General features: G+C 65.1%; 21 protein-coding genes. 7 read left to right on the top strand and 14 right to left on the bottom strand.

What is annotated here, in order from left to right; translation table 11 throughout:
• Positions 1-174 precede the first annotated feature (174 nt).
• Together ACOQPE_RS06960 and ACOQPE_RS06955 are read right to left on the bottom strand one after the other, a co-directional pair.
• Entirely contained in the window at positions 175-1,368 is a 1,194-nt protein-coding gene (locus tag ACOQPE_RS06960; protein ID WP_420611104.1) for an HNH endonuclease, read from the bottom strand.
• Positions 1,365-3,476, bottom strand: a complete 2,112-nt coding sequence (locus ACOQPE_RS06955) for a GmrSD restriction endonuclease domain-containing protein (RefSeq protein WP_420611103.1) — start codon at positions 3,474-3,476, stop codon at positions 1,365-1,367. The genes ACOQPE_RS06960 and ACOQPE_RS06955 overlap by 4 nt, the downstream gene beginning before the upstream one ends.
• Before the next feature lie 233 nt (positions 3,477-3,709).
• On the opposite strand from ACOQPE_RS06955, the gene ACOQPE_RS06950 reads away from it, so the two are divergent.
• Positions 3,710-3,949 carry a hypothetical protein gene (locus ACOQPE_RS06950; RefSeq protein ID WP_420611102.1) on the top strand — a complete coding sequence of 80 codons (240 nt, stop codon included), beginning with the start codon at positions 3,710-3,712 and terminating at the stop codon, positions 3,947-3,949.
• A gap of 192 nt (positions 3,950-4,141) precedes the next feature.
• Here the strand turns inward: ACOQPE_RS06950 and ACOQPE_RS06945 are convergent, their stop codons facing one another.
• The 5 genes from ACOQPE_RS06945 to ACOQPE_RS06925 all read right to left on the bottom strand — a co-directional run bounded on the left by ACOQPE_RS06945 (position 4,142) and on the right by ACOQPE_RS06925 (position 8,223).
• A complete protein-coding gene (locus tag ACOQPE_RS06945; protein WP_420611101.1) occupies positions 4,142-4,822 on the bottom strand; it encodes a hypothetical protein in 681 nt (226 codons plus the stop codon).
• 194 nt (positions 4,823-5,016) lie between these two features.
• A complete protein-coding gene (locus tag ACOQPE_RS06940; RefSeq protein WP_420611100.1) occupies positions 5,017-6,024 on the bottom strand; it encodes an HNH endonuclease family protein in 1,008 nt (335 codons plus the stop codon).
• Positions 6,025-6,331: 307 nt separating this feature from the next.
• Positions 6,332-6,529, bottom strand: a complete 198-nt coding sequence (locus ACOQPE_RS06935) for a hypothetical protein (RefSeq protein ID WP_419917273.1) — start codon at positions 6,527-6,529, stop codon at positions 6,332-6,334.
• Positions 6,530-6,662: 133 nt separating this feature from the next.
• A complete protein-coding gene (locus tag ACOQPE_RS06930; RefSeq protein WP_420611099.1) occupies positions 6,663-7,598 on the bottom strand; it encodes a nucleotidyl transferase AbiEii/AbiGii toxin family protein in 936 nt (311 codons plus the stop codon).
• Positions 7,591-8,223 (bottom strand): type IV toxin-antitoxin system AbiEi family antitoxin domain-containing protein, encoded by a 633-nt coding sequence (locus tag ACOQPE_RS06925; protein ID WP_420611098.1) that lies wholly within the window; start codon positions 8,221-8,223, stop codon positions 7,591-7,593. The genes ACOQPE_RS06930 and ACOQPE_RS06925 overlap by 8 nt, the downstream gene beginning before the upstream one ends.
• Before the next feature lie 280 nt (positions 8,224-8,503).
• Here ACOQPE_RS06925 and ACOQPE_RS06920 point away from each other — a divergent pair, with 280 nt between their 5' ends.
• The 4 genes from ACOQPE_RS06920 to ACOQPE_RS06905 all read left to right on the top strand — a co-directional run bounded on the left by ACOQPE_RS06920 (position 8,504) and on the right by ACOQPE_RS06905 (position 10,784).
• Positions 8,504-9,052 (top strand): carboxymuconolactone decarboxylase family protein, encoded by a 549-nt coding sequence (locus ACOQPE_RS06920; protein ID WP_420611097.1) that lies wholly within the window; start codon positions 8,504-8,506, stop codon positions 9,050-9,052.
• Positions 9,053-9,178: 126 nt separating this feature from the next.
• Entirely contained in the window at positions 9,179-9,418 is a 240-nt protein-coding gene (locus ACOQPE_RS06915) for a hypothetical protein (RefSeq protein ID WP_420611096.1), read from the top strand.
• A gap of 5 nt (positions 9,419-9,423) precedes the next feature.
• Entirely contained in the window at positions 9,424-9,849 is a 426-nt protein-coding gene (locus ACOQPE_RS06910; RefSeq protein WP_420611095.1) for an aspartyl protease family protein, read from the top strand.
• A 281-nt stretch (positions 9,850-10,130) separates the two neighbouring features.
• Positions 10,131-10,784: a uridine kinase family protein gene (locus ACOQPE_RS06905; protein WP_420611094.1), complete on the top strand. Its 654-nt coding sequence runs from the start codon at positions 10,131-10,133 to the stop codon at positions 10,782-10,784.
• Positions 10,785-10,805: 21 nt separating this feature from the next.
• Here the strand turns inward: ACOQPE_RS06905 and ACOQPE_RS06900 are convergent, their stop codons facing one another.
• The 4 genes from ACOQPE_RS06900 to ACOQPE_RS06885 all read right to left on the bottom strand — a co-directional run bounded on the left by ACOQPE_RS06900 (position 10,806) and on the right by ACOQPE_RS06885 (position 13,203).
• Entirely contained in the window at positions 10,806-11,237 is a 432-nt protein-coding gene (locus ACOQPE_RS06900; protein WP_420611093.1) for a hypothetical protein, read from the bottom strand.
• Positions 11,234-11,644: a DUF433 domain-containing protein gene (locus ACOQPE_RS06895; RefSeq protein WP_420611092.1), complete on the bottom strand. Its 411-nt coding sequence runs from the start codon at positions 11,642-11,644 to the stop codon at positions 11,234-11,236. Before ACOQPE_RS06895 ends, ACOQPE_RS06900 begins: the two co-directional genes overlap by 4 nt.
• A gap of 486 nt (positions 11,645-12,130) precedes the next feature.
• A complete protein-coding gene (locus ACOQPE_RS06890) occupies positions 12,131-12,577 on the bottom strand; it encodes a hypothetical protein (RefSeq protein ID WP_420611091.1) in 447 nt (148 codons plus the stop codon).
• Positions 12,578-12,798: 221 nt separating this feature from the next.
• A complete protein-coding gene (locus tag ACOQPE_RS06885) occupies positions 12,799-13,203 on the bottom strand; it encodes a hypothetical protein (RefSeq protein WP_420611090.1) in 405 nt (134 codons plus the stop codon).
• Positions 13,204-13,389: 186 nt separating this feature from the next.
• On the opposite strand from ACOQPE_RS06885, the gene ACOQPE_RS06880 reads away from it, so the two are divergent.
• Positions 13,390-13,911 carry a superoxide dismutase family protein gene (locus ACOQPE_RS06880; protein WP_420611089.1) on the top strand — a complete coding sequence of 174 codons (522 nt, stop codon included), beginning with the start codon at positions 13,390-13,392 and terminating at the stop codon, positions 13,909-13,911.
• Positions 13,912-14,118: 207 nt separating this feature from the next.
• The gene (locus ACOQPE_RS06875) at positions 14,119-14,784 is read left to right on the top strand and encodes a TetR/AcrR family transcriptional regulator (RefSeq protein ID WP_420611088.1); all 666 of its coding nucleotides are present in this window, start codon (positions 14,119-14,121) and stop codon (positions 14,782-14,784) included.
• 39 nt (positions 14,785-14,823) lie between these two features.
• Here the strand turns inward: ACOQPE_RS06875 and ACOQPE_RS06870 are convergent, their stop codons facing one another.
• The 3 genes from ACOQPE_RS06870 to ACOQPE_RS06860 form a co-directional block, all read right to left on the bottom strand.
• A complete protein-coding gene (locus tag ACOQPE_RS06870) occupies positions 14,824-16,857 on the bottom strand; it encodes an ABC transporter permease (RefSeq protein ID WP_420611087.1) in 2,034 nt (677 codons plus the stop codon).
• A complete protein-coding gene (locus ACOQPE_RS06865; RefSeq protein ID WP_420611086.1) occupies positions 16,857-17,936 on the bottom strand; it encodes a quaternary amine ABC transporter ATP-binding protein in 1,080 nt (359 codons plus the stop codon). The genes ACOQPE_RS06870 and ACOQPE_RS06865 overlap by 1 nt, the downstream gene beginning before the upstream one ends.
• A gap of 195 nt (positions 17,937-18,131) precedes the next feature.
• On the bottom strand, positions 18,132-19,127 hold the full coding sequence (locus ACOQPE_RS06860) for an ABC transporter substrate-binding protein (RefSeq protein WP_420611085.1): 996 nt from the start codon (positions 19,125-19,127) through the stop codon (positions 18,132-18,134).
• Between the last annotated feature and the right edge of the window lie 694 nt (positions 19,128-19,821).

The raw sequence follows: 19,821 nt of genomic DNA, 5'->3' as shown, positions 1-19,821 counted from the left end.
AGCAGCCCCATCCCAAAAAAACGCGAAGGCTCGACTTAGGTGACGTCGACACACATGCACGGATCGACAGCATTCACCGCGCCCTCAGTCTCAAGATTCGCCGCAACTGACGAGCGGTGACTCTGAACACTGCCAGTCCAACGACGCTCTGGACCGTCGCTGCCATATCTGACTTCAGTTGCCAGCGCCTTCGTCCGGCCCGACATCAATGAGTTCACACAGTTCTTCCACTGTGAGGGTCCGGTCCTTGGGCCGATGGAGCATGGCATGGCAGTTGGGGCACACCGGCCTCAGGTGCTGGATTGGGTCAAGCCGGTAGTTGGGGTCGCCGGCGATCTCGTGCAGCGGCGTGACGTGATGCACGTGCATGAAGCCTCTGCCGAGTTCACCGTATCGCTCCTCGAAGTCGAGGGAGCACACTTGGCACCGACACCCGTAGTAGCTCAGGCATTGCGCACGGGCCCATCTGCTGCGCTCATACCGGTTCACTTCTGCGCGACTGATCGCCCCTTCCGGCACTGTTCGGCCCCCAGACACTTGCACTCCTGCCTCGTCACCTGAGAGTGACGGGGGTTGCTCAAGCAGGTCCTGCCAAGCCTGCCGCAATGAGGCCGCTTCTCCGTCCGAAAGCCGTTGGCCGGACCCTCGCGGCGCATGCTCAAAGAACCTCGGCGCGACGTAGCTGCGCAGCAGCTCGACCGGCAGGCAGTCCTCGGCAGCCACCCAGTGCTCCCATTCGACATCGATCCAATTAGTCCCATCGGCAGGATCCTCGTAGACCTCGCTGGTGGCAGTGCCGCTCGCGATGATGCCGCCCCCGGCGCCGTGCAGGAACAAGATCAAGTCGTCGCCCTCGTCGATGCCACTACTGCGTGAACCCGTCGACCACCAACCATCCGATTTGGCGTCGCCTTCTGTCGATCGAATCTTGTCCAGCCAATACTCCCGGTGCTCGTCCAGCTCGGCAGGGCTCATTTCGTCCGGCCGGGGATTCCACGTGAGCACGAACATCTTGCGTTGCGCGCCGGCACCACCTTGCGAAGACGCACTGAGCTTCTGCAGGCCCTTCCGCAGCTTGCTGACCACTGTGGGCGCGCGCCGCTTCACCTCGGCCGAGACACGCCTGCCCTGCCCGTCGATTCCTTCCTTGTGTCGAGTGGCAACTGCGAGAGCGCGCTCACAATCGACAGCCGTCATGGCTCGGCAGTGCCTCCCACCGCTGCGCTCCCGATAGATGACAAGACCGATCTCATCGGCTTCGGGATGGGTTGTCCAGATGTGGCCCAGCGGCAGTACGACGTACGGCTCGCCGTTATCGAAACGCCCGATCGAATAGCTCTCAGGTCGAGAGCGGTGGGTGCCGGTCACGCGTCGCCGTCGCCGTTGCCCATTTGCTTTTCGAATGCTTGGCGGACCAAGGCCATCACGTGCGGCAACTGGGTCAAATCGCCGAAGTGGACCTCGACATCGCCATTCCCCCATCGTCCCAGGTTGGTGACGTCCTTGGCCAGATGTCGCGGATCGTGGAGTTCGTGGAACTGCATATTGAGCGCGAGTCGAAGCCGGGACGCCTGAGGAACAACGTCGACAAAATTGGTCTCCGCCTTGTACGCGACGTAGAGCTTGAGGTACTCCTCGGCCACCACGGGGCTCAGCGCGAGCACCTCGGCACGGAACGCATCGAACAGCGAGCGGCTGGTGCCGCCCGAGGCGAGCTGCGGATGGTCGTCGATCGTGTAGGTGTTGGGCAATCCCCGCTCTGGTTGCGTGCGGTACTGCGCAAGCTGATCCTCTGGCAGATGCACATCCGCCCACACCATCGCGGCGATCTCGGCGAGGTGACGGGCGCGGGCCTGGATCGCCAGTTCGTCCCATCGCTCCAGCGTTCCCAGCCCTTTGTTGAGCTTCAGAGGGCTGTCCTTGAAGCCACCCTCCATGTCGCGCTTCTCGGCGAATGAACGGTCGCTGTACTCGGAGTTGTAGCCAGTCAGCGTGAGATTGCCGAGAGTATGCAGGAAGGTCTCATGGACTCGCTGCCATTCCTCGCCGAGGTCCTTCTGCCACTGGGCCGACACAGCCGGGTTCTGCGGCATGATGTGCTCGATGGTGTACTCGTCTACGGGAACCCTTTCCTTGCGACCATGGTTCTCGAAGCGGCGTAGCCAGTAGCTGCGCCTCGGGAAGTTGTAGACATCTCGGCTCTGGAGCTCGCGCTTGAATTCCTCGTCCCGCGGGAATCGCCGATACGAGGGGAGCAGAAGAAACCGAGCCTTGATGCTCTCGAGGTAGCGATCCTTCTGAAGGTCACGGGAGAAGGTCGCGAACGTGTTGTTGAGCGAGTTCGTAGGGATCGAACAGACCGCCCGCCGGAACACATACGACTCGATCAGTCGAACCGCCTGACAGAACTCGTCTCCGCTCAGCTGACCAGCGCGGTAGTCGTCATACAGCTCAAGAAGCAGCGGGTAGGCGACGTCGACTCTCAGTTCGCGGAGATCCCGGAAGGCTGCACCGAGAACGCCGCCGGGTTCTTGGTCGAGGGCCATCGAGCAGTAGTGGCTCGCGAACCGATGTACATCGGCAACCAGTTGGCCGATCCCTTGCGGCGCGATCTGGGGCCGGCGGGCGTATGCCTTGAACGCCTCGTAGACAGCGCTGATTTTCGGAATCTCGCCGGTCTTCAGGGTGAGGTAGTGGCGCATGAAGCTGTCGAAGTGCGTTCCATACGACTTCTGTCCGAAGGCAACTTCCATCGGACGCCAATGTCTCTCGTAGAGCTGCTTCTGCTCCGCAGGTGGCAGTCCCATCAATACGAAGTTGCGAATGAGATCGGCCTGACTCAGTTCGCGACCAGTCGAGTTCATGCTCTCGAAGATGAGCTGCGGGTTGTCTTGATCCCGACTGAGGGCGATATCGACGATCATCAACTTCGCAAGTCCGCTGCAGAGTGGCTCAAGATCGTCGCCCAAGGCGGAGATCTGCTTCTCGAAGAACTCAAAGTTCTCATGGATGCGCCACGATTGGTCCACCGGAGGTGGCTTCTGCCCCATGAGAGAAATCAGGCTCTCCTTGTCGGTCTGGGTCAGGAGGAGCTTGAAACGACGCTCGTCCTTCTCTAGGTCATTCAGCAAGTAGTAGTTCCGGATCTTGAGCGCGGAGAAACCATCAACCGGCTCATCGTCCCCGACGTGCCGCGCCAGCGCCTCAAGCATCAGCATCGCTGTTGTGAGACGCTGCTGCCCGTCGATCACCAGCAGCGGTGGCCGTCGCGTGACGTGGTGAGCTCCCTCACCGATGTAGACGATCGAACCGACGAAGTGCGTCGTGACTTGTTCGTTGCCACCGGTGCGAAGAACGTCATCCCAGAGCTGCTTGCACTCGCGCTCGGTCCAGCTATAGGTGCGCTGATACACGGGAATGACGAACTGCGGTGAATTCTCCAGGAAGTCGAGGAGCCGGGTTTCAGTCGCCTTCATTATTGGGGTCCTCCAAGAACGCTCGCAGGCAGTGCCTCGGTCACGCCCGGAGCGTATGTGCAACGTGGTGATCCGGCCCGGACGACACGCTGGCCGCGGACCGAGGGTCGTCCTACCGCGGACACGAACGTCGCCCGGAGAGCATGGCCGCGACGAGTCACACTCTCCCGTCCAAAGACGCTGACGCTGGCGTCGCTACCGTGCGGTACAGGGCCGCAGCTTCGGAGGCCGGCATGGAACGAGCCGACGTGCTGAAGAACTACGCAGCATTCGAAGCTATGCGCGCCGAGCTCGAAGCAGACCATCTTGGGCAGTTCGCCGTGCTGCACGGCGGTCAGCTCATTGGCACCTACGTGAGCATTCGCGAGGCCCGAATCGCCGGCAACGCACTCTGCGGAGTCGGGAACTTCACCACCCAAGAAATCCGACCTGAACCGGTCGACCTAGGAATGATCGCCGCGGCCTTGATCTGACCCGGCCGACGACATTGGGCGTGAATTCCGCCCGCCCAGATGACGCGGCAAGAAATAACCCCGCCAGGCCCGGCGAGGCCGAGACGGCGGGGAGGAATAGTCACACGATACGACGATTCTCCAGCGAAGCCATCCTGGGCTTCAGGGCGTTGACGATCGGTTCAGGAGAGTTGCGATCCAGCGAGAGCTGCATCACGCAGCCAGTGAGCTCTCGAGCTCGACTGCGTCCCTAAAGGCCGCCGTGTCAAAGCCCGGGTAGAGACCGGCGACCGCCTCATAGTCGCCGAGGCTCTTGTAGAGCGCGGCGGCCGACAGGGTTGTGATGCGCGAGCCGGCGAGGTGCGGCTCGCCTGAGACCCGGCCCGGAACGATGCGCAAGTTCGGGCGGGGGCGGATGAGGTCGGGCCCGCGGCGATCGGCGACATCGAACGGACCCAAGAGGTCCATCGACTTGAGCAGGGCCGCCTGTCCCGTCTGGTGCGGGACGCCGTCCACGTCGACCCAGATCTTGCCGGAGGCATCGACCCACAGCGGCGACGTCAGCCGGCCGCCGCTGTCGTCCCAGATGTCCAATCCGTGCCTCTCCAGCTCGGACAGGGCCTCACGTACCCGCGGCATCGGGCTCGCTGGAACGCTCGCCTCGGTCTCGAACTTCGGATGCCGCAGCCAATAGACGATGCGCAGCGCCATCAGGTCGGCGTACGACCAGAGCTTCACCCGAGTGGGTGATACCGACGGGGTCACCAGCCCGTTGCGAGCCCACAGGTACACCGTCGACTGCGGCACGCCCGACAGGGCCGAGGCGCGGTGAGCCTCGTAGCAGCCGTCGAATGCGGCGTTCAGGCGTGCGGAGAGCGGCTCGTAAGCGGTCATCGATCTGATCTGGCTCCGAGTCCCGGCCGTGAACGGCTCTCACCAGTGCCGAACTGCGCCTCAATGTACCTATGGCGGTAAGCGGCGAAGAATGGTTTTCGGGCGAGGCGCGGCCCCGGGGATCGCCACGCCGAAACGAGAGCAGGACGCACCCGGGCATGTCGGCGGCTGCATCCAGGCATCGGGGTGAGGGCCTATTGCCAGAGGTAGCCGCATTTGGTTTGGGATGACGGTGGGTGGCTGTGACCGGTAACGGTGCCGTCGGCGCGGCGGGTATGGGTGTGCTTGGGGTGGCCGGCGTGCCAGTGGGTGCATGACGCGGTGCTGCCTGGCTCGGCGCTGTTCGGGTCGTTGGTGGCGACGTCTTCGCTCTCGGAATCGGTGCCGGCATCAGACTGGGCCCGCGATGCTGACGGGGATTCGACCGGTGCGGCGCCGGTCGGCGGGGTGCCGGCCAGGCCGTCTGGAGGGCTGGCTGCGGCGGGGTCGCCCGCGAAGTCGGCGCCGGTGCAGCCGTCGATCAGCGTCTCGATTGCGGCTTGCTCACGGCGGTCCACGCTGAGCTCCCAGCGCGTCTTCACTGCGACCCAGTCGGCGGCGTAGCGGCATCGGTACTGCGTTCTGGGCGGCAGCCAGTCGGCGGGATCACCCGCACCCTTGCTGCGATTGGTGCTCGCGGTCACGGCGATCAGCGATCGGGGATCGTCGAGGTCGTTGCCGAAGCGCCGCCAGGTTGCCGCTGTCCACGCATAGCCGCCCGATTCCCACGCCTCGGCCAGCGGCACCAGATGGTCGATGTCGAGCTTTGACGCATCCGCAACCACCAAGTTGTCGTACGCCGAGTGCCACGACCCGTCCGCCAAGCGCTCAGCGGCAAGTACCCGTTCCCTCGTGGACATCCCGCCGCTGTACAACCACCCGCCGAACACGGCGTCACGGTCATAGCCCGATCGGTGCTCAGCTTCCACCCGCAGCCGCTCGAACAGCCCGATCACGCTGCGGCGGCGTTCGAGGTCTGTCGCCTCGGCCTCGGGATCACGAATCGACGCCTCAGGAAAGGTGACCGGCGGCAGCACCTGACTACCGGCCGCCGAACTGCCCGAGTCGGCGATCGGCTCGCTCTCCGGGGCGGCCGCCGTGGCGACCTCCGAGGTGTCCGAAGCCGGCGAGTTGCTGGCATCAGCCGAGGCAGAATCCGGCAACGCGGACGAAGAACCGGCATCCGCTGCGGCACCTGGGTCCGATGAAACGGTGGCGTCTGGACTGGATGCCCGCCCTGCACCGGCCGCGTTGCTGGAGTCGGGCGTCGAAGCTGCAGCTGGCGTCAGTGCCGAAACGGGTGTTGGGTGAGTGTCGTCGGCTATCGACGAGCCCTCGCCCCCAAGCCCGCACGCCACCGCCCAGAGGGCGCACACGCACAGCAGCGCCGGGCACCGGAAACCGAGCACGTGACGCAGACGCCGGCGTCGGCGCCCACCTGTCTTCACGAGGCCGCCGAACGAAGCCGGCCTAATCGCTGCGACTGAACAACTGCGGCTCTCCGACGAGCTCCTCACAGCCGTTCGATTCCAGCCACGTAGCTGCGTTCAGCAAGATGTGCAGCTCCTCATCGTTGATGTGTCGCACGTCGGGGTGCACATGGTGGCGCGCAACACGTCGCACGGCTTCGTGCAGCGGAAACCCCTGATAGCTGCGCTCAGTTGCCATGCGGGAGAGTTTCGCGCACCGCCAGCAGCGGCCATTGGATCAACGCGTCCGACTCTGCGCATTGCTCAGGCCATGGAACTGGGAGTGATCTCCGCGGCGGCCTGTGCGGTATCGCTGAGATTGACCGGTGGCGCTACGTGGTGCCGGCGTGAGGTTCGTCGGTCCATTCCGAAGAGGTCGGGTCCCAGGTGCCGTGGTGCCGGCCCGCGAGGACGGGGTTGATGAGTCTGCCGACGAGTTCCGCAGCGCCGCGAGCGGTGGTGTGTTCAAGGTGTGCTGCCTGTCTTGCAGCCTGTGCATAACCGCGCTCCCAGTCCGGCGAAGGGAGCGTGACGGCAGTCGGCGTGGGCAAGCCGCGAAAGGCGTACTCGCTGAGCAATGCCGTGCGGAGCGCATCGGCGCTGACCACCTGGGTCTCGGCGATGATGGCCAAATCAACGAGATCGCGGTATCGGGTGCTCGGCCGACCTCGGTAGGTGTCGAGCATGGCAGCGTGCTTATCGGCGATGTGGTCGACGAGCGGGTAGACGCGGTATCTAGCGGTCGGCAGCCCAGGCACTTCGACCGGTTGGATGGGGTCCACGGACTCGGGCTCCGCTGTCATGTTGGAGACGACCACGAGATCGATCTTGAATCGTTCGAATTCTCGTTCGCCAAGGAACGCCGTGGCCGTGAGAGAGGCTGCGTCCTCGTGCGGCGAGGGAGCACGGCGGGCGTTGATGTCGAATGTGAAGTAGTCGCCAAGGGTGTCGGCTGTGCCAAGCCGCTGTAGTGCTTCGACAGCCGTCGTGACGCCGGTTCGACCGAACAGGTCGACATCGAGGCTGTAGCGGGCTCGGCCCGGTACCCGGGCCAAGAGGCCTGTGGCTCCTTTGAGCACCCACCGGTCGGGGTCTGCGATGAACAGTCGCGAGAGCAGTCGGTCGTATGTGAAGTGGCGCCGTATCTCGCTCGCTGCGATGCCGCCCTCGGCAGCGCAGTCGGCAATTCGAGCGGCGAGGGCTTGGCGGAATGCCTCGGGCGTGCGATAGCGCTGGGCTGGAGTGTCGCCGACGGCCGGGTCAGCCATGAAACGCCGGAGCCGGGTGCTGGGCAGCTTGGGCTAGCAGCGCTTCGATGTCGTCGTGGCTGACGGCGAGGCGGTGGGCGAGTTGGTCCTTGCTGACCGCGCCGACGCGGAGCGCGTCGTCGAGGAACCGGCCGACATGGCCCCCGTCGGTGCGCGCAGCAAGCAGGTCGACGGCTGTGCGGGCCACGGTGGTCACCGCGAACCCGTCCTTGACCTCCCAGTCCGCTCGCGGCACGCCGCCCACGCGGCGATACACCGTCACAAGCCCACCAGTCTGGATGCGCCGCGCTGAGGTGAACGTGTGGCCGGCGCCGGCGAACACCCCCAAGCCGTGAATCCGGGCTGCGGACCCGAGCGTGACCCACACCGTGGGCTGCATCACCCGCTCGCGAGGGCCGCGGGCGGGGTCGAGACGCAGCCATGCGATACGCAGGTCCGCGAGCGGGTCGTGCCCCGCACCGGCCACCCGGTACACGCCGTGGCCGACCCGCTCAATGAGCCCGCGCTGCACCGAGCGGGTGAGGTCGCAGTCGGGCACGCCGACCTCTGCCGCCTGAGCACGGGTGAAATAGCCATGCTGAGCTGCGGGCACGTCCCCAAGACGGCCGACCACGGTTGCGCCCAACGCTCTGTCCTTTCGCCGCGGGCCGCCGGCGTCCACAGCGGCACTCGAAATCGTACTGAATACCTTTCACAATGTGCAAGGTTTTCAGCAGACAGCGACACCAGCGACGATTCCGGTGACACGCCTCGAACAGCAAAAGGGGTGGCCAACGATCGCGAACGGCTTCTACCGGGAGTGGACTGCGCCTCAATGTACCTATGGCGGGAAGGGCCGAAGAATTGTTTTCGGGCGAGGTACGGCCCGGTGCGGGCTGTGCCCCGCCGGTGTGTCACGCTGGCCCATGGCGCGTATCGAGATGATCCCCGACGACTCCTGGGACGGCGAGCTCGGCGAGCTGCACCTCCGGGTCGTGGACCCCACCCACCGCCGGGTCGACAACATCCTGGCCGTCCACTCGCTCAACCCCCGCTCCATGGCCGCACACCAAGGCCTCTACGAATCGGCCATGGCCGGCACCGCCACGCTGCGCAAGGTCGAACGCGAGCTCATCGCCCTGGTCGTCAGCCTCACCAACCACTGCCACTACTGAGTGGTCCACCACCGGCGCGGTCTGCGCCGCCTCATCGCCGACGACGAACTGGTCGCAGCCGTCGAGCACGACTGGACCACCGCCCCGCTGTCACCCAAGCGCACCGCCATGCTGGCCTACGCCGTCAAGCTCACCGCCGCACCCGCCGACATGGACGACGCCGACGTCGAGGCCCTGCGCCACGCCGGCTTCTCTGACCGCGACATCCTCGACATCACCGAAGTCGTCGGCTACTACGCCTACGCCAACCGCATCGCCGACGGCCTCGGCATCAAAACCGAGGACTGGATCCCCGACTGAGCGGCCTCGGACCGTCGCCCCCGGACTTGTCCGCACCGACGAGGCCGGATCGAGCACTAATGGTTCCGAGACACGCGTGCTGGCATCGCTATGGTGCAGTTCAGCGCAGCAACCTCGGAGGCCACCATGGAACGCGCCGACGTGCTGAAGAACTACGCAGCCTTCGAAGCCGTGCGCGCAGAGCTCGAAGCAAGCCATCTCGGGCAGTTCGCTGTGCTGCACGACGGCCAGCTCATCGGCACCTATGCGAGCATTCGCGAAGCACGAACCGCCGGCAACGCAAGCTGCGGAGTCGGAAACTTCACCACCCAAGAGATCCGTTCCGAGCCGATCGAACTGGGCACCATGGCCGCCGCCCTGGCCTGACACGGGTGACAACCTTCGAAACCGACATCGAACATGGCCGTTATGTGCGGTTCTATGTCGAAGTCAGCGCTCCGACGAGCGATCAGGATCCGGCCCGGTACAGGGCGCTTGTCGATACGGGCGCAACGACAACGGCGGCGACACATGAAGTGATTGAACGGCTCGGGGTTACGGCGAGCGGTATCGAGATCGTCAACACGCCCATCGGGCAGGTGCAGACTGACACCTTCGACCTCGACATCGCTTTGCCTGTTGACACGCCAGATGCGGCCAGCGCGTGGGGCGACGGCTACAGGTACGGCAGAGCGCACGCCGTCATCGCAATCGGGCTGGGTCGCCGTATCAGCGACTGCGACATCGTGCTCGGCATGGATGTGCTGTCGAGGCTGTGCTTCACCATGTGCGACGGCCGCTTCGAGATGCACTCCTGAACGGCACCCTGTCCAAACCGACTGGCTAGTAGGCAAAAGAAAACCCGGCCCCTCAAGGGCCGGGTGGTCTAGGTGCCCACTCTAGGTGATGTCGTTCGCGATGGCGAGGCAATGAGGCACAGACCTAGCAGCGGCTGGGATGGATTCGCCGTGACGCTCAGCTAGGCGGAGCTACTCCAGTTCTGCCGCCGTCACTATGTCGGCGGCCATGTGCCGAACGTAGGGTCGGCCTGGTCGGATCGAGCACCTGAATCACGTGCTCCAACGGCGAGAGGAGATGCATGTCGCCAAGTGCTGTGTCTCAGGGTGGTCGGATTGGCGCGGCCGACATCGTGGGACTGGTGGCGCCGGCGGGATCACCTGTGCGGGTCGGCATCGACGGGCCGGGCGGGTCCGGCAAGAGCAGGCTGGCTGCGGAGCTGGTCCGTTGCTGGCCGGCCGATGTCGCTCTCGTCCACGGCGACGACTTCGGACGGCCGACGGTCGACCCGGCCAGGTCGGAGCAGCAGATCGGCGGCCTCTTCGACCTCTCCCGGCTGGAGCGAGACGTGCTCGAGCCCCACGAACGCGGCGCGCCCATTCGATACCGGCGCTACGACTGGAGCACAGACCGTCCCGGCGAATGGGTCACCGCGCCACATGACAATGCGCTCATCGTGGAGGGCGTCTACTGCGCCCATCCGTCGATCCGCGACCGGTACCACTTCCTGATCTGGGTCGAAGCCGACCGCCCCACCCGGCTGGCCCGTGGGCTGGCTCGTGACGGCCAAGCTGCACAAACCCGCTGGGAAGACATCTGGATGCCCGTCGAGGACCGCTACCGATCCCAGCACCGCCCCGGCGACGCTGCCCACCTAGTGCTCGACAGCACTAACACGAGCGACAGCGACGAGCTGACGTTTCAGGTCACCGGCGGACGCCGCCTGCCGGAGTAACGCATCTGTTCGAGGTGAAGGTCAGGCGAGCTCGACTGCTTGGAGGCTGCTGCGGCTCGCGCGGTAGATGAACGGCCCTGGCAATTCGTGCAACCGTTCGATCCTTCGCCACTGCGTCATCAGAACCTCAAGCTGGCCCCAAACCGTCCCGGCATCGGCACTCGTGAGCACCACCAAACGAGCTCCGTGCTGAATGACCGCAGCCAATTCAGCAACCCGCTGACTGATTCTTCCATCACGCGTTATGGCAATCATCTCCTCGGCGGCTGTGTAGGGGATCCACACCGTGTCGGGTGTGTCCGTGGTGCTGATGGCACACGGCGCCCGTACCAAGCCGTGCATCTGCGCACCGGGATCTCCTGGAAAGGTCACGTCTGGTCTCAGCGCTCCGACGACCTTGGCAAGCCCGAGGATGTCCGCATCGAAGTAGAAGCGAACAGCGGCTGCCTTCACGCCGCGTGCTCAGCGGCACGCGATGTCTCGTAGGCGACAGCCCACCGGATGTTCTCGAGCGCCAGATCGAACTGTTCAGCCACTTCACTCTCGGTTTCGCCCCCGTCGAGATGTTCGACAATCGCCGACGTGCTGATGCCAGCGATAGCCGGCCTGCCGAACCGCCGGTCTGGCCGGCACCGGACCGGCGAAGCATCATCGGCGTGCGGCCGCCATGCGACCGGCCGGTCGTCATCCCATTCCACCCGCTTCACGAATGAATCAGCCGGAGGAAGCAGCAACGGCTGGTCGTCTACCAATGCGATAAGACGCAGTTCGCCGCGCAGTTCGCACAACTCTTGGAAACGGATGAGCAGCCGCCGCCCCTCGCCGACCCACGGCGTCGCGTACGCCAGCGGATGCGCCACTCCCAGCTCGTCCCTGAGGGCCGAGACGAAGTTGCGAATTTCATGGAGTCGGACCTGGAGCTTGCGCCGATACTGGCGCAGGAGTCCCGCTTCCAGGAACTCCGGCCAGGTGAGGCGGGTGTCGCCGGTTGGTTCGGTCCGGATGACCGGCTTGTAGTGATGGCCGCGACGCTCGCCGCCCTCCAGCCACCAACCAAGCGTGCTCCGGCTGACTGCGAGGATCGCGGCCGCGTCAGTCAGCGAATAGACGGGCTGGCTCAGGTCGAATTCTTGCGTTCCGTTCAGGATCCACTCCAGTTGCCGCAGTTGCCAAACATCATCACTACCACCAGATGCCTCCGAGCAGCGACAGGATTATCAGTACGCCGCAGCTCGAGCTCGAAGCGCAGATCGGAGAATTTGCCTTCGAGTTCAAGCGTCGGCGTGACCTCTGGCGAGCTGAGTCCGACAGCGACCGATAAGCGAACTCGTCGAATTCGCCCGCAGCTAGAAAGTCGTCGGCTGCTCGGTTGGTTCGCCGACGCCGGCTGCAGCGTCCTTGGTGGCGAGTGCCTTGAGCCGCCGACTCGATGCAACACCTACGAACGAAGTCGGCAACATCAGCACGGCGGCCAACGAACCCCACCATGACGGGACACCGAGATCCGGCGCGCCCATGCGCCCGAGCACCCACAATGCCACCGCCAACAACACCGGCACGGCAAACCCGGCGACGTAGGCGACGACGCCGGTAGCGGCCACAAAGCGGCCATCGGGCCAACGTGCTGCGCGCCACCAATCCGTCGAGCTGCCGGCCTCAGACGGCGAGTACCCGACTGTGGTGCCAGTCCACGCGGCACGCTCCGCCAACGAGCGGGCGCGAACGCTCACTACCCGCCCTGCAGCGATCGCCAGGGCCACAGCCAGCACGACAACCAACGCGGCTCCAGGCATCGTCGCGCTAGTAGGGATTCCTGCCAGCCCAAGCAACAAGATCCCGATTCCGGCGAGACTCCACGTGGCGAACTTGATCCACGCGGCAATTCCGTCATCCCGCGGGTGGATCAACCGCCCATCGGCCCAGCGAGGCCGACGCCCCGAGGACGGGGTCGATCTCGCCGACTCTTCGCGAGGGGAAGGCTCCGACTCAGCACTGACAATCACAGACATTCCCCTCAGCGGGCTCGGCGGGCCGCGGCGACCAGGCCGAATGCGAAACCGACGAACTCGATGAGCGCCAAGTTCAGCGCCGTGTGGAAGAACACGCCTGCGCTGTCGCCGGTGACGTTGGAGTGCAGGTCTGGGCTGTCGATGACGAAGTGCAGCAGGTAGCCGAACACGAACGAGGCGTACATCGAGGCGGCGAACAGCGCAGCGCCCAGCCGGAGGCTGCGGCGGAACGCCAGCCACACCGCGGCGAGCGGCAGCAGCGTCACGACGATCGCGATGTACACCTGTTGGGCGGCCGGAATGGGCACGTCCGCAGCAGCGTGGCTGTAGGTATGCGTCAGCCCGACGCCGAGATGCAGCGCAGCGATCCCGGCCAACGTGAACTGCTCAAACCTCGCCGACGCCGCCATAGCAGCCCCAATTCTCGCGGCCGCTCAATGCTGTGCGGCACCGAGGTGATTCGCGACACTGCCGTGCCGCACCCCGCCGTCAATTGACTCCCGGGTACCCGGTTCGCCATGACCTAGCTTGGTCGGGGCTTGCAGCTGGTGAAACAGTCAGGACTGGGTATGCGCTTTCGGGGAACGATCACTGTGTTGGCGGCGGGGCTCCTCGCCTTGCTGGGGCTTGCCGGCTGCGGCGGGGATGACGGCGACGACATCGCCGGTGTCGGCCAGCGGGCAACCGCCGCAATATCGGGGGCCGACGGATCGCCGATGGGCACCGTCACCCTGGAGCAGGGTCCGAACGGCGTGCTGATCTCTGCCGACGTCAGCGGGCTGACGCCGGGTCCGCACGGGTTCCACATTCATGATGTGGGCGCTTGCACACCGGACTTCTCCGCCGCCGGCAGCCACTTCGCCCCCAGCGGTCACGGTCACGGGTTCATGTACGGCGACGACCAGCACGCCGGTGATCTTCCCAACCTCTACGCCGCCAGCGATGGCACGGCTCGGGCAGACGTCTTCACCGGCAAGATCACGCTCGCGGCCGACGCCGACACCACGGTGTTCGACGCCGACGGCTCAGCCATCATCATCCACGCCCAGCCGGACTCCTACGGCGCCGAACCCGGCGCCGGCGACCGCGTGGCCTGCGGCGTGATCGAGCGCAGCTAGCCCGTCCGACTCACCATCTGCGCCGGGCATCTCGGCAGCAAGGCCTGACACCGACAGTTCACTGACTGAGGGTTGCCGCTGAGAGTCCGCAGCGTTGGCCAACTCGCCAGCGGCGCAGGGCGACGCGGGCACTCACAAGCACGCCTTGCGTCACGAATTCCGGCGTGACGTGTGTACTTTGGCGTTCGGCCGTGCAGGGGGAAACACATGCCAGAGAGCGGTGAGCCCCTCAGTCGATACGGTCCGAGTGCGACGACACGCCGGCTGCTCGACGCCGCGGCGGCGGAGTTTCTTGAGCGCGGCTATGACGGGTCGGTCATCAGCAACATCGCACGCCGCGCGGGTCTGTCGACGGGAGCGATCTTCTCGAGATGGCCCACCAAGGACGACATCATGGTCGCCGCCGTCGACCACATCCTCGAGAAGATCGGGACGCACCAGCGGATGGCGGACCTGGGCATCTCCGACGCGGAGCCAGTGGAGATTCTGGTGACGTGGGGCATCGACTTGCTGACTGCCGATTTTGCCCAGAGCGCGCTCAAGCACCTGTTCGGCAGCGCGCATGCGTATCCGAGCATCCAGCAGCGGCTGCAGGAATTCCTCGAGAAGCAGGCCGACCAGCTCGCTGTCATGGTCGAGCAGACCAAGGCCGATGGAATGTGCGACCCAGAACTGAGCACGACCGCGTTGGCGCTGATGATTCAAGCCATCGGGGTCGGCACCGATCTGCTGATCTCGGCCGGACGATCCGAACGCCTGATTCCCTCCGAACGGGATTGGGCTGACGTCATCGTGCGAATGTTCGCCGCCGCCGCCACCACCGACAGCAACAGCGGCCAAGAAGACGCCAACGCCGGCAGCAACGACGCCTGACCGGTCGCGACGCAGCGATGAGCACCCCGGTTCGCGGCGCTAGTTGATGCCGAGCTGCGACTTGCGCTCACGGGCGTAGTTGGTGATGAGCTGATCGGCAGTCAGCCCGATGACTGCCACGTTGAAGCCGGCAACCAGCCCCTCTCCGACGAGGGCCTGCTCGGTGCGGGCGAGGAGGATCTCGTCGCCGAGACCATCGATCCCGCCGATGAACGCGGAGATGATCACCAGCAGCAGCCCGAACAGGAGCACCTGATTCATGCCCAGCATGATCTCGGGGAACGCCATCGGGAACTTCACCTTGCGCAAGACCTGCCAGCGGGTGCAACCCGACATCTCGGCGGCTTCGACCATGTCAGGGGGAACATTGCGCAGGCCGAGCATCGTGTAGCGGACCGCCGGCACGGTGGCGTAGATGACGATGGCGGACAGCGCCGCGACCGGGCCGACCCGGAACAGCATGACCACCGGGATCAGGTAGATGAACGATGGCAGCACCTGGAATGTGTCGAGCACGACCTGGATCGCGGCATACCGCCGAGCCGATGTCGAGGCGAACACGCCGATCGGCACGCCGATGGCCACGCTCACGATCAGGGCCGCCACGACCAGGTAGAGCGTCTCCATCGACTCGATCCAGAAGCCGGAGAACGCCAGGTACGCCACGAACAGCGAGACGATCCCGGCGAGCTTCCAGCCGCCGAATCGCCAGCCCACCGCCGCGACGAGCACCAGCAGCCCGATCCATGGCAGCGACCCGAACCCGTCGCGCATCGGGAACAGGATCTCCAGGATCATGAAGTCGCGGAAATAGCCGAGCGGTGTCTTGAGGTTGAGCTGCACCCAGTCCACGAGCCATTCCCATGCCGGAGCGGTGCTGACGGTCCAGCTCTTCGGCAGCACCTGTGCATGGCTGGTGAACTGGGCCAGCGCAGTCCCGGCGGCGGCGACGGCTGCACCCGCAACCCAGAACGGGTGGCGTGCCAGCCACGACTTCGACAGGTCGACGTGCTCTGGCCGGCGTGCCCCCATGGCCTGGCTCAACCGGTCGAGCATGATCGCCATCAGCACGATGGCCACGCCGTACTCCAGGGCCTTGCCGATCCGCAGGCTCTGCAGGAAGTTCAGCAGCGGCAGGCCCAGGCCGCGGGTGCCGACGAACGACGCCAGCACGGTCATGCCGAAGCACTGCATCAGCACCTGGTTCACGCCCACCAGCAGCTGCGGACGTGCCGCGGGCATCTCCACCTTCCACAGCATCTGCCACCGTGTGCAGCCCGATGTGAGGCCCGCTTCCCGCACCTCGGTGGGAACCGTCTGCAGGCCCAGCAGCGTCAGGCGGGCCATCGGGGGAACGGCGAACAGGATGGTGGCGATGGCGCCGGCCTCGTCGCCGATGCCGATGAAAACCGAGATCGGCAGCAGGTACGAGAAGTGCGGCATCGACTGCATCACGTTGAGGACGGGAACCAGCAGTGCCTCGAACCACTTCGCCTTGGCTGCCGCCAGACCTGCCGCCCAGCCGAAGAAGGCAGCCAGCGGTGCGACCACCACCACGATCGACAGCGTGATCATGGAGTCGTCCCAGATGTCGAAGACCGCCAGGTAGAGCGAGCAGCAGCCGGCCAGCACCGCCAACCGCCAGCCGCCGAGCTTGGCGCCCGCCACGGTGAACAGACCGACCAGCACCACCCAGGGAACCGCGCCTATGCCGAACGGGCCGTCACCCGCGATCAGGAGCTGCTCGCTGATGTCGAGCGGGTACTCCAGCCAGCCCGAGACGGTGCGCGTGACGTCCTTGACGTTGAACAGCCCGAACAGCTGCTCGTTCTTGAGGTGCAGCAGGGCCTCGTTCGCCCAGTCGGGAAGGAAGCGGAAATCGCCCAGCTTCGACAGGAAGTCGGGAAACAGGTCCGGCGCCGCCTGGTGGAACACCTGGATGGCGAGATAGGGCGACACCAGCAGCAGCGCCATCCGCCAGCCCCGCAGGCGGCGGACCCGCTCGGTCAGGCTCAGCGGTGCAGCCGGCTCGACGCCGGTGCGAGGCGTCTCGGCTTCGACTGGCACAGCCATCAGTGAGCGTCGGTGCGAATGCCTTCGGCGCCGCCGCTTCCGCCGGGGCTGTCGCGGTCGCTGATGCCCCAGATGGCATCGATGACCGCGTCACGCCCGAGGCTGCCGGCTACCGCACCGTCGGCGCCGACGACTCTCAGCGGCTCCTGGCCGGCCAGCACCTGTGCGGCGATGTCGCGCAGCACTGCATGCGCCTCCACGGTCGGCGCATCCGGCGAGGCATCGGCGATGTCGCCCATCACGCTGCCGGCCGTGAGGATCCGGTCTCGCTGGACGTCGCGGGCGAACGCGCGCACGTAGTCGGTGGCGGGCTGGGTCACCAGGTCTTCGGCGCGGCCGAGCTGCACAATCTGGCCCTCATAGAGAATGGCGATGCGGTCCGCGAGACGGATCGCCTCGCTGAAGTCGTGGGTGATGAAGACGATTGTCTTGTGCAGCACCGACTGCAGGCGCAGAAACTCGTCTTGCATCTCGCGCCGGATCAGCGGATCGAGAGCCGAGAAGGGCTCATCGAGGAACCAGACATCGGGCTCCACCGCCAAGGAACGGCCGATGCCCACCCGCTGCTGCTGGCCGCCCGAGAGCTCCCGCGGGTAGTAGCCGCCGCGTCCTTCGAGGCCCACGAGCGCGAGGATCTCCTCGGCGCGACCGCGCCGGGTCGCGCTGTCCACCCCCTGCACTTCCAGCGGGAAGACAATGTTCTCGGCCACAGTCCGGTGGGGGAACAGCGCGAAATGCTGGAACACCATGCCCATGCGGTGGCGCCGGAGGTCGATCAGCTCACGGTTCGAAGCTGCGAGCAGGTCGATGCCGGCGAAGTGAACCGATCCCGCGGTCGGCTCGATCAGGCGCGACAGGCAGCGCACCAGCGTCGACTTGCCGGAACCGCTCAGGCCCATCAGCACGAGGATCTCCCCCGGCATCACGTCGAGACTCGCCGCCACCACGGCCGGGATGTAGCCGGCCTCCTTGACGGCGTCGGCCGACGGTGCCCCATCGTGGCGTTCGAGGAACTTCTCAGGATCGGGGCCGTACAGCTTCCACACGTCACGGCACGAGATCACGGCGTCACTGTTCACGACGGCACCATCCACGTCTCTCGCAAAGAAACAGCGGGCGCAGCGCGCGAATTCAACGGCTGCGCGTCAACGTCACAGACGGCGCGGCCGGCGGGGAAGTCCACCGCTCACGAATCCCGATGGGTCCTGGGATCGCGGTGTCGTTCCCCGCCGACTGCCTCCAGGGAGGAGGTCATTGCGCTGCTGCTCTTGTGATCAGCCGTCGATCCAGCTGCGCCAGAGGTCTTCGTTGGCGGCCAGCCATTCCTGTGCGGCTTCGGATGCCTCCTTGCCGTCCACGTCAACCGCGGCGGCCATGGCGGCCAGCATCGGGTTGGTGAAGTCCATGCGCTGCACGATGGCTGCCGCTGTCGGCCACTTCTCCGGGAAGTGAATGCCGACGCCGGTCTTGAGGTACCCGTCTGCGGGGTTGCCGCAGTCGTGGGTCAGCTCGGCGTTGGTGCCCCATTCGGGATCAGTGCGGCATGCGTCTTCGAACGTCGGGAACTCAATGAACTTGCCCTCATAGACCGCCTCCACGAAGTTCGGCGTCCAGTTGAACAGCACGATCGGGGTGTTGTCGGCGGATGCGGCGTCCAGCTCTGCCCACAGCGTTGCCGCGGAACCGGCGTTGATGACCTCGAAGTTCATGCCGAGGCCCTCGACACGCTCCTCGTCACCCTTGAGCCAGTCCACGGGCCCGCCCAGGAAGCGTCCCTTGTCGCCGGTCTCGGCCGTCGCGAACAGATGGGCGCAGTCGTTCAGCGCTTCCCAGTCGGGCAGCCCTGGGCACACATCCTCCACGTAGATCGGGTACCACCACTCTTCACGCGTCACCGCGTTGTGGGTGGCCCAGTCGAGCACGCAGCCGGCGTCGACCTGTTCCTGGAAAGCGACGCCGAAGGCACCTTCCCAGACCTCATGCACCAGCTCAATGTCGCCGTCGCACATCGACTGGTACACGACCTGACTGTCAGATGGCACGTACTCGACGCTGAAGCCGGCCGCCTCCAAGATGCCGCCCACAACCTCGGCGCCCACGAGCTGGCTCGACCAGTTGTGCAGCGGGATACGGATCGGATCTGACGAATCCGTCATCTCCTCTTCTTCAGGCTCTGGCGCCTCGGTCGCCGCCGGCGCTTCGGTAGCGGCAGGCGCCTCGGTTGCGGGGGCCGCCTCCTCATCGTCGTCGCTCGCACATGCTGAACCCACGAGGGCGAGAACGGCGAGCGGCAATATCAACTTCCGGAGTACTGACATCAAATCCTCCAATTCTCAGTACTTCCCCTATGCCAGTCAGACTCTGACGGTCGCTGCGTGGTCATCAGCCCATGAGTGGAAACCGACGACCTATCTCTCCCCCTCACAGCAACATACGCCGAAGCTTCTGGCCGGGACTTTCCTGAAAGTAGCACGATGTAGAACCAGACTAAAACAGCAATGGACGCACAATGCCTCGCCATCAGGACAAATTGGCCACGGACTTTCTTCAAATAGAGACAGAAATTCAGCAGGGTCGATTACTTGTGACTGGATTGTGGTCATATTCGGAAACTATGTGACCAATATGTGATTTTCTCTTCGGATCTGGGCAACGAGACTGCTGCCTTTCTTCGAACGATCCTGCATACACCGGGTGTTTGCCGTGCGGCCCAGCCGCGGTCGGCGGCGCGATGCTCGCCGCGCTGTTGCTCGTGTGACGTACACGGGCGAGATGTGTTGTGCAATTCGCCCGATGGGTTCGAGCACAGTTTGTGAGAGAGCCGCGCTCTATTGTGTCCATTGTGTGAACATCGCCGAATATCAAACTGTGAGAAGCTTGTAGCTACAACTACAGAGGTCACGATGGACCCGATGCTGCGTCAGGGGTGGAAAATTGGCCGGCGATGACGCAGCGCGATCAGGC

Source organism: Candidatus Poriferisodalis sp., assembly GCF_965219595.1.
Lineage (GTDB): Bacteria > Actinomycetota > Acidimicrobiia > Acidimicrobiales > Poriferisodalaceae > Poriferisodalis.
This window is presented reverse-complemented; position numbering and strand designations above follow the sequence as displayed.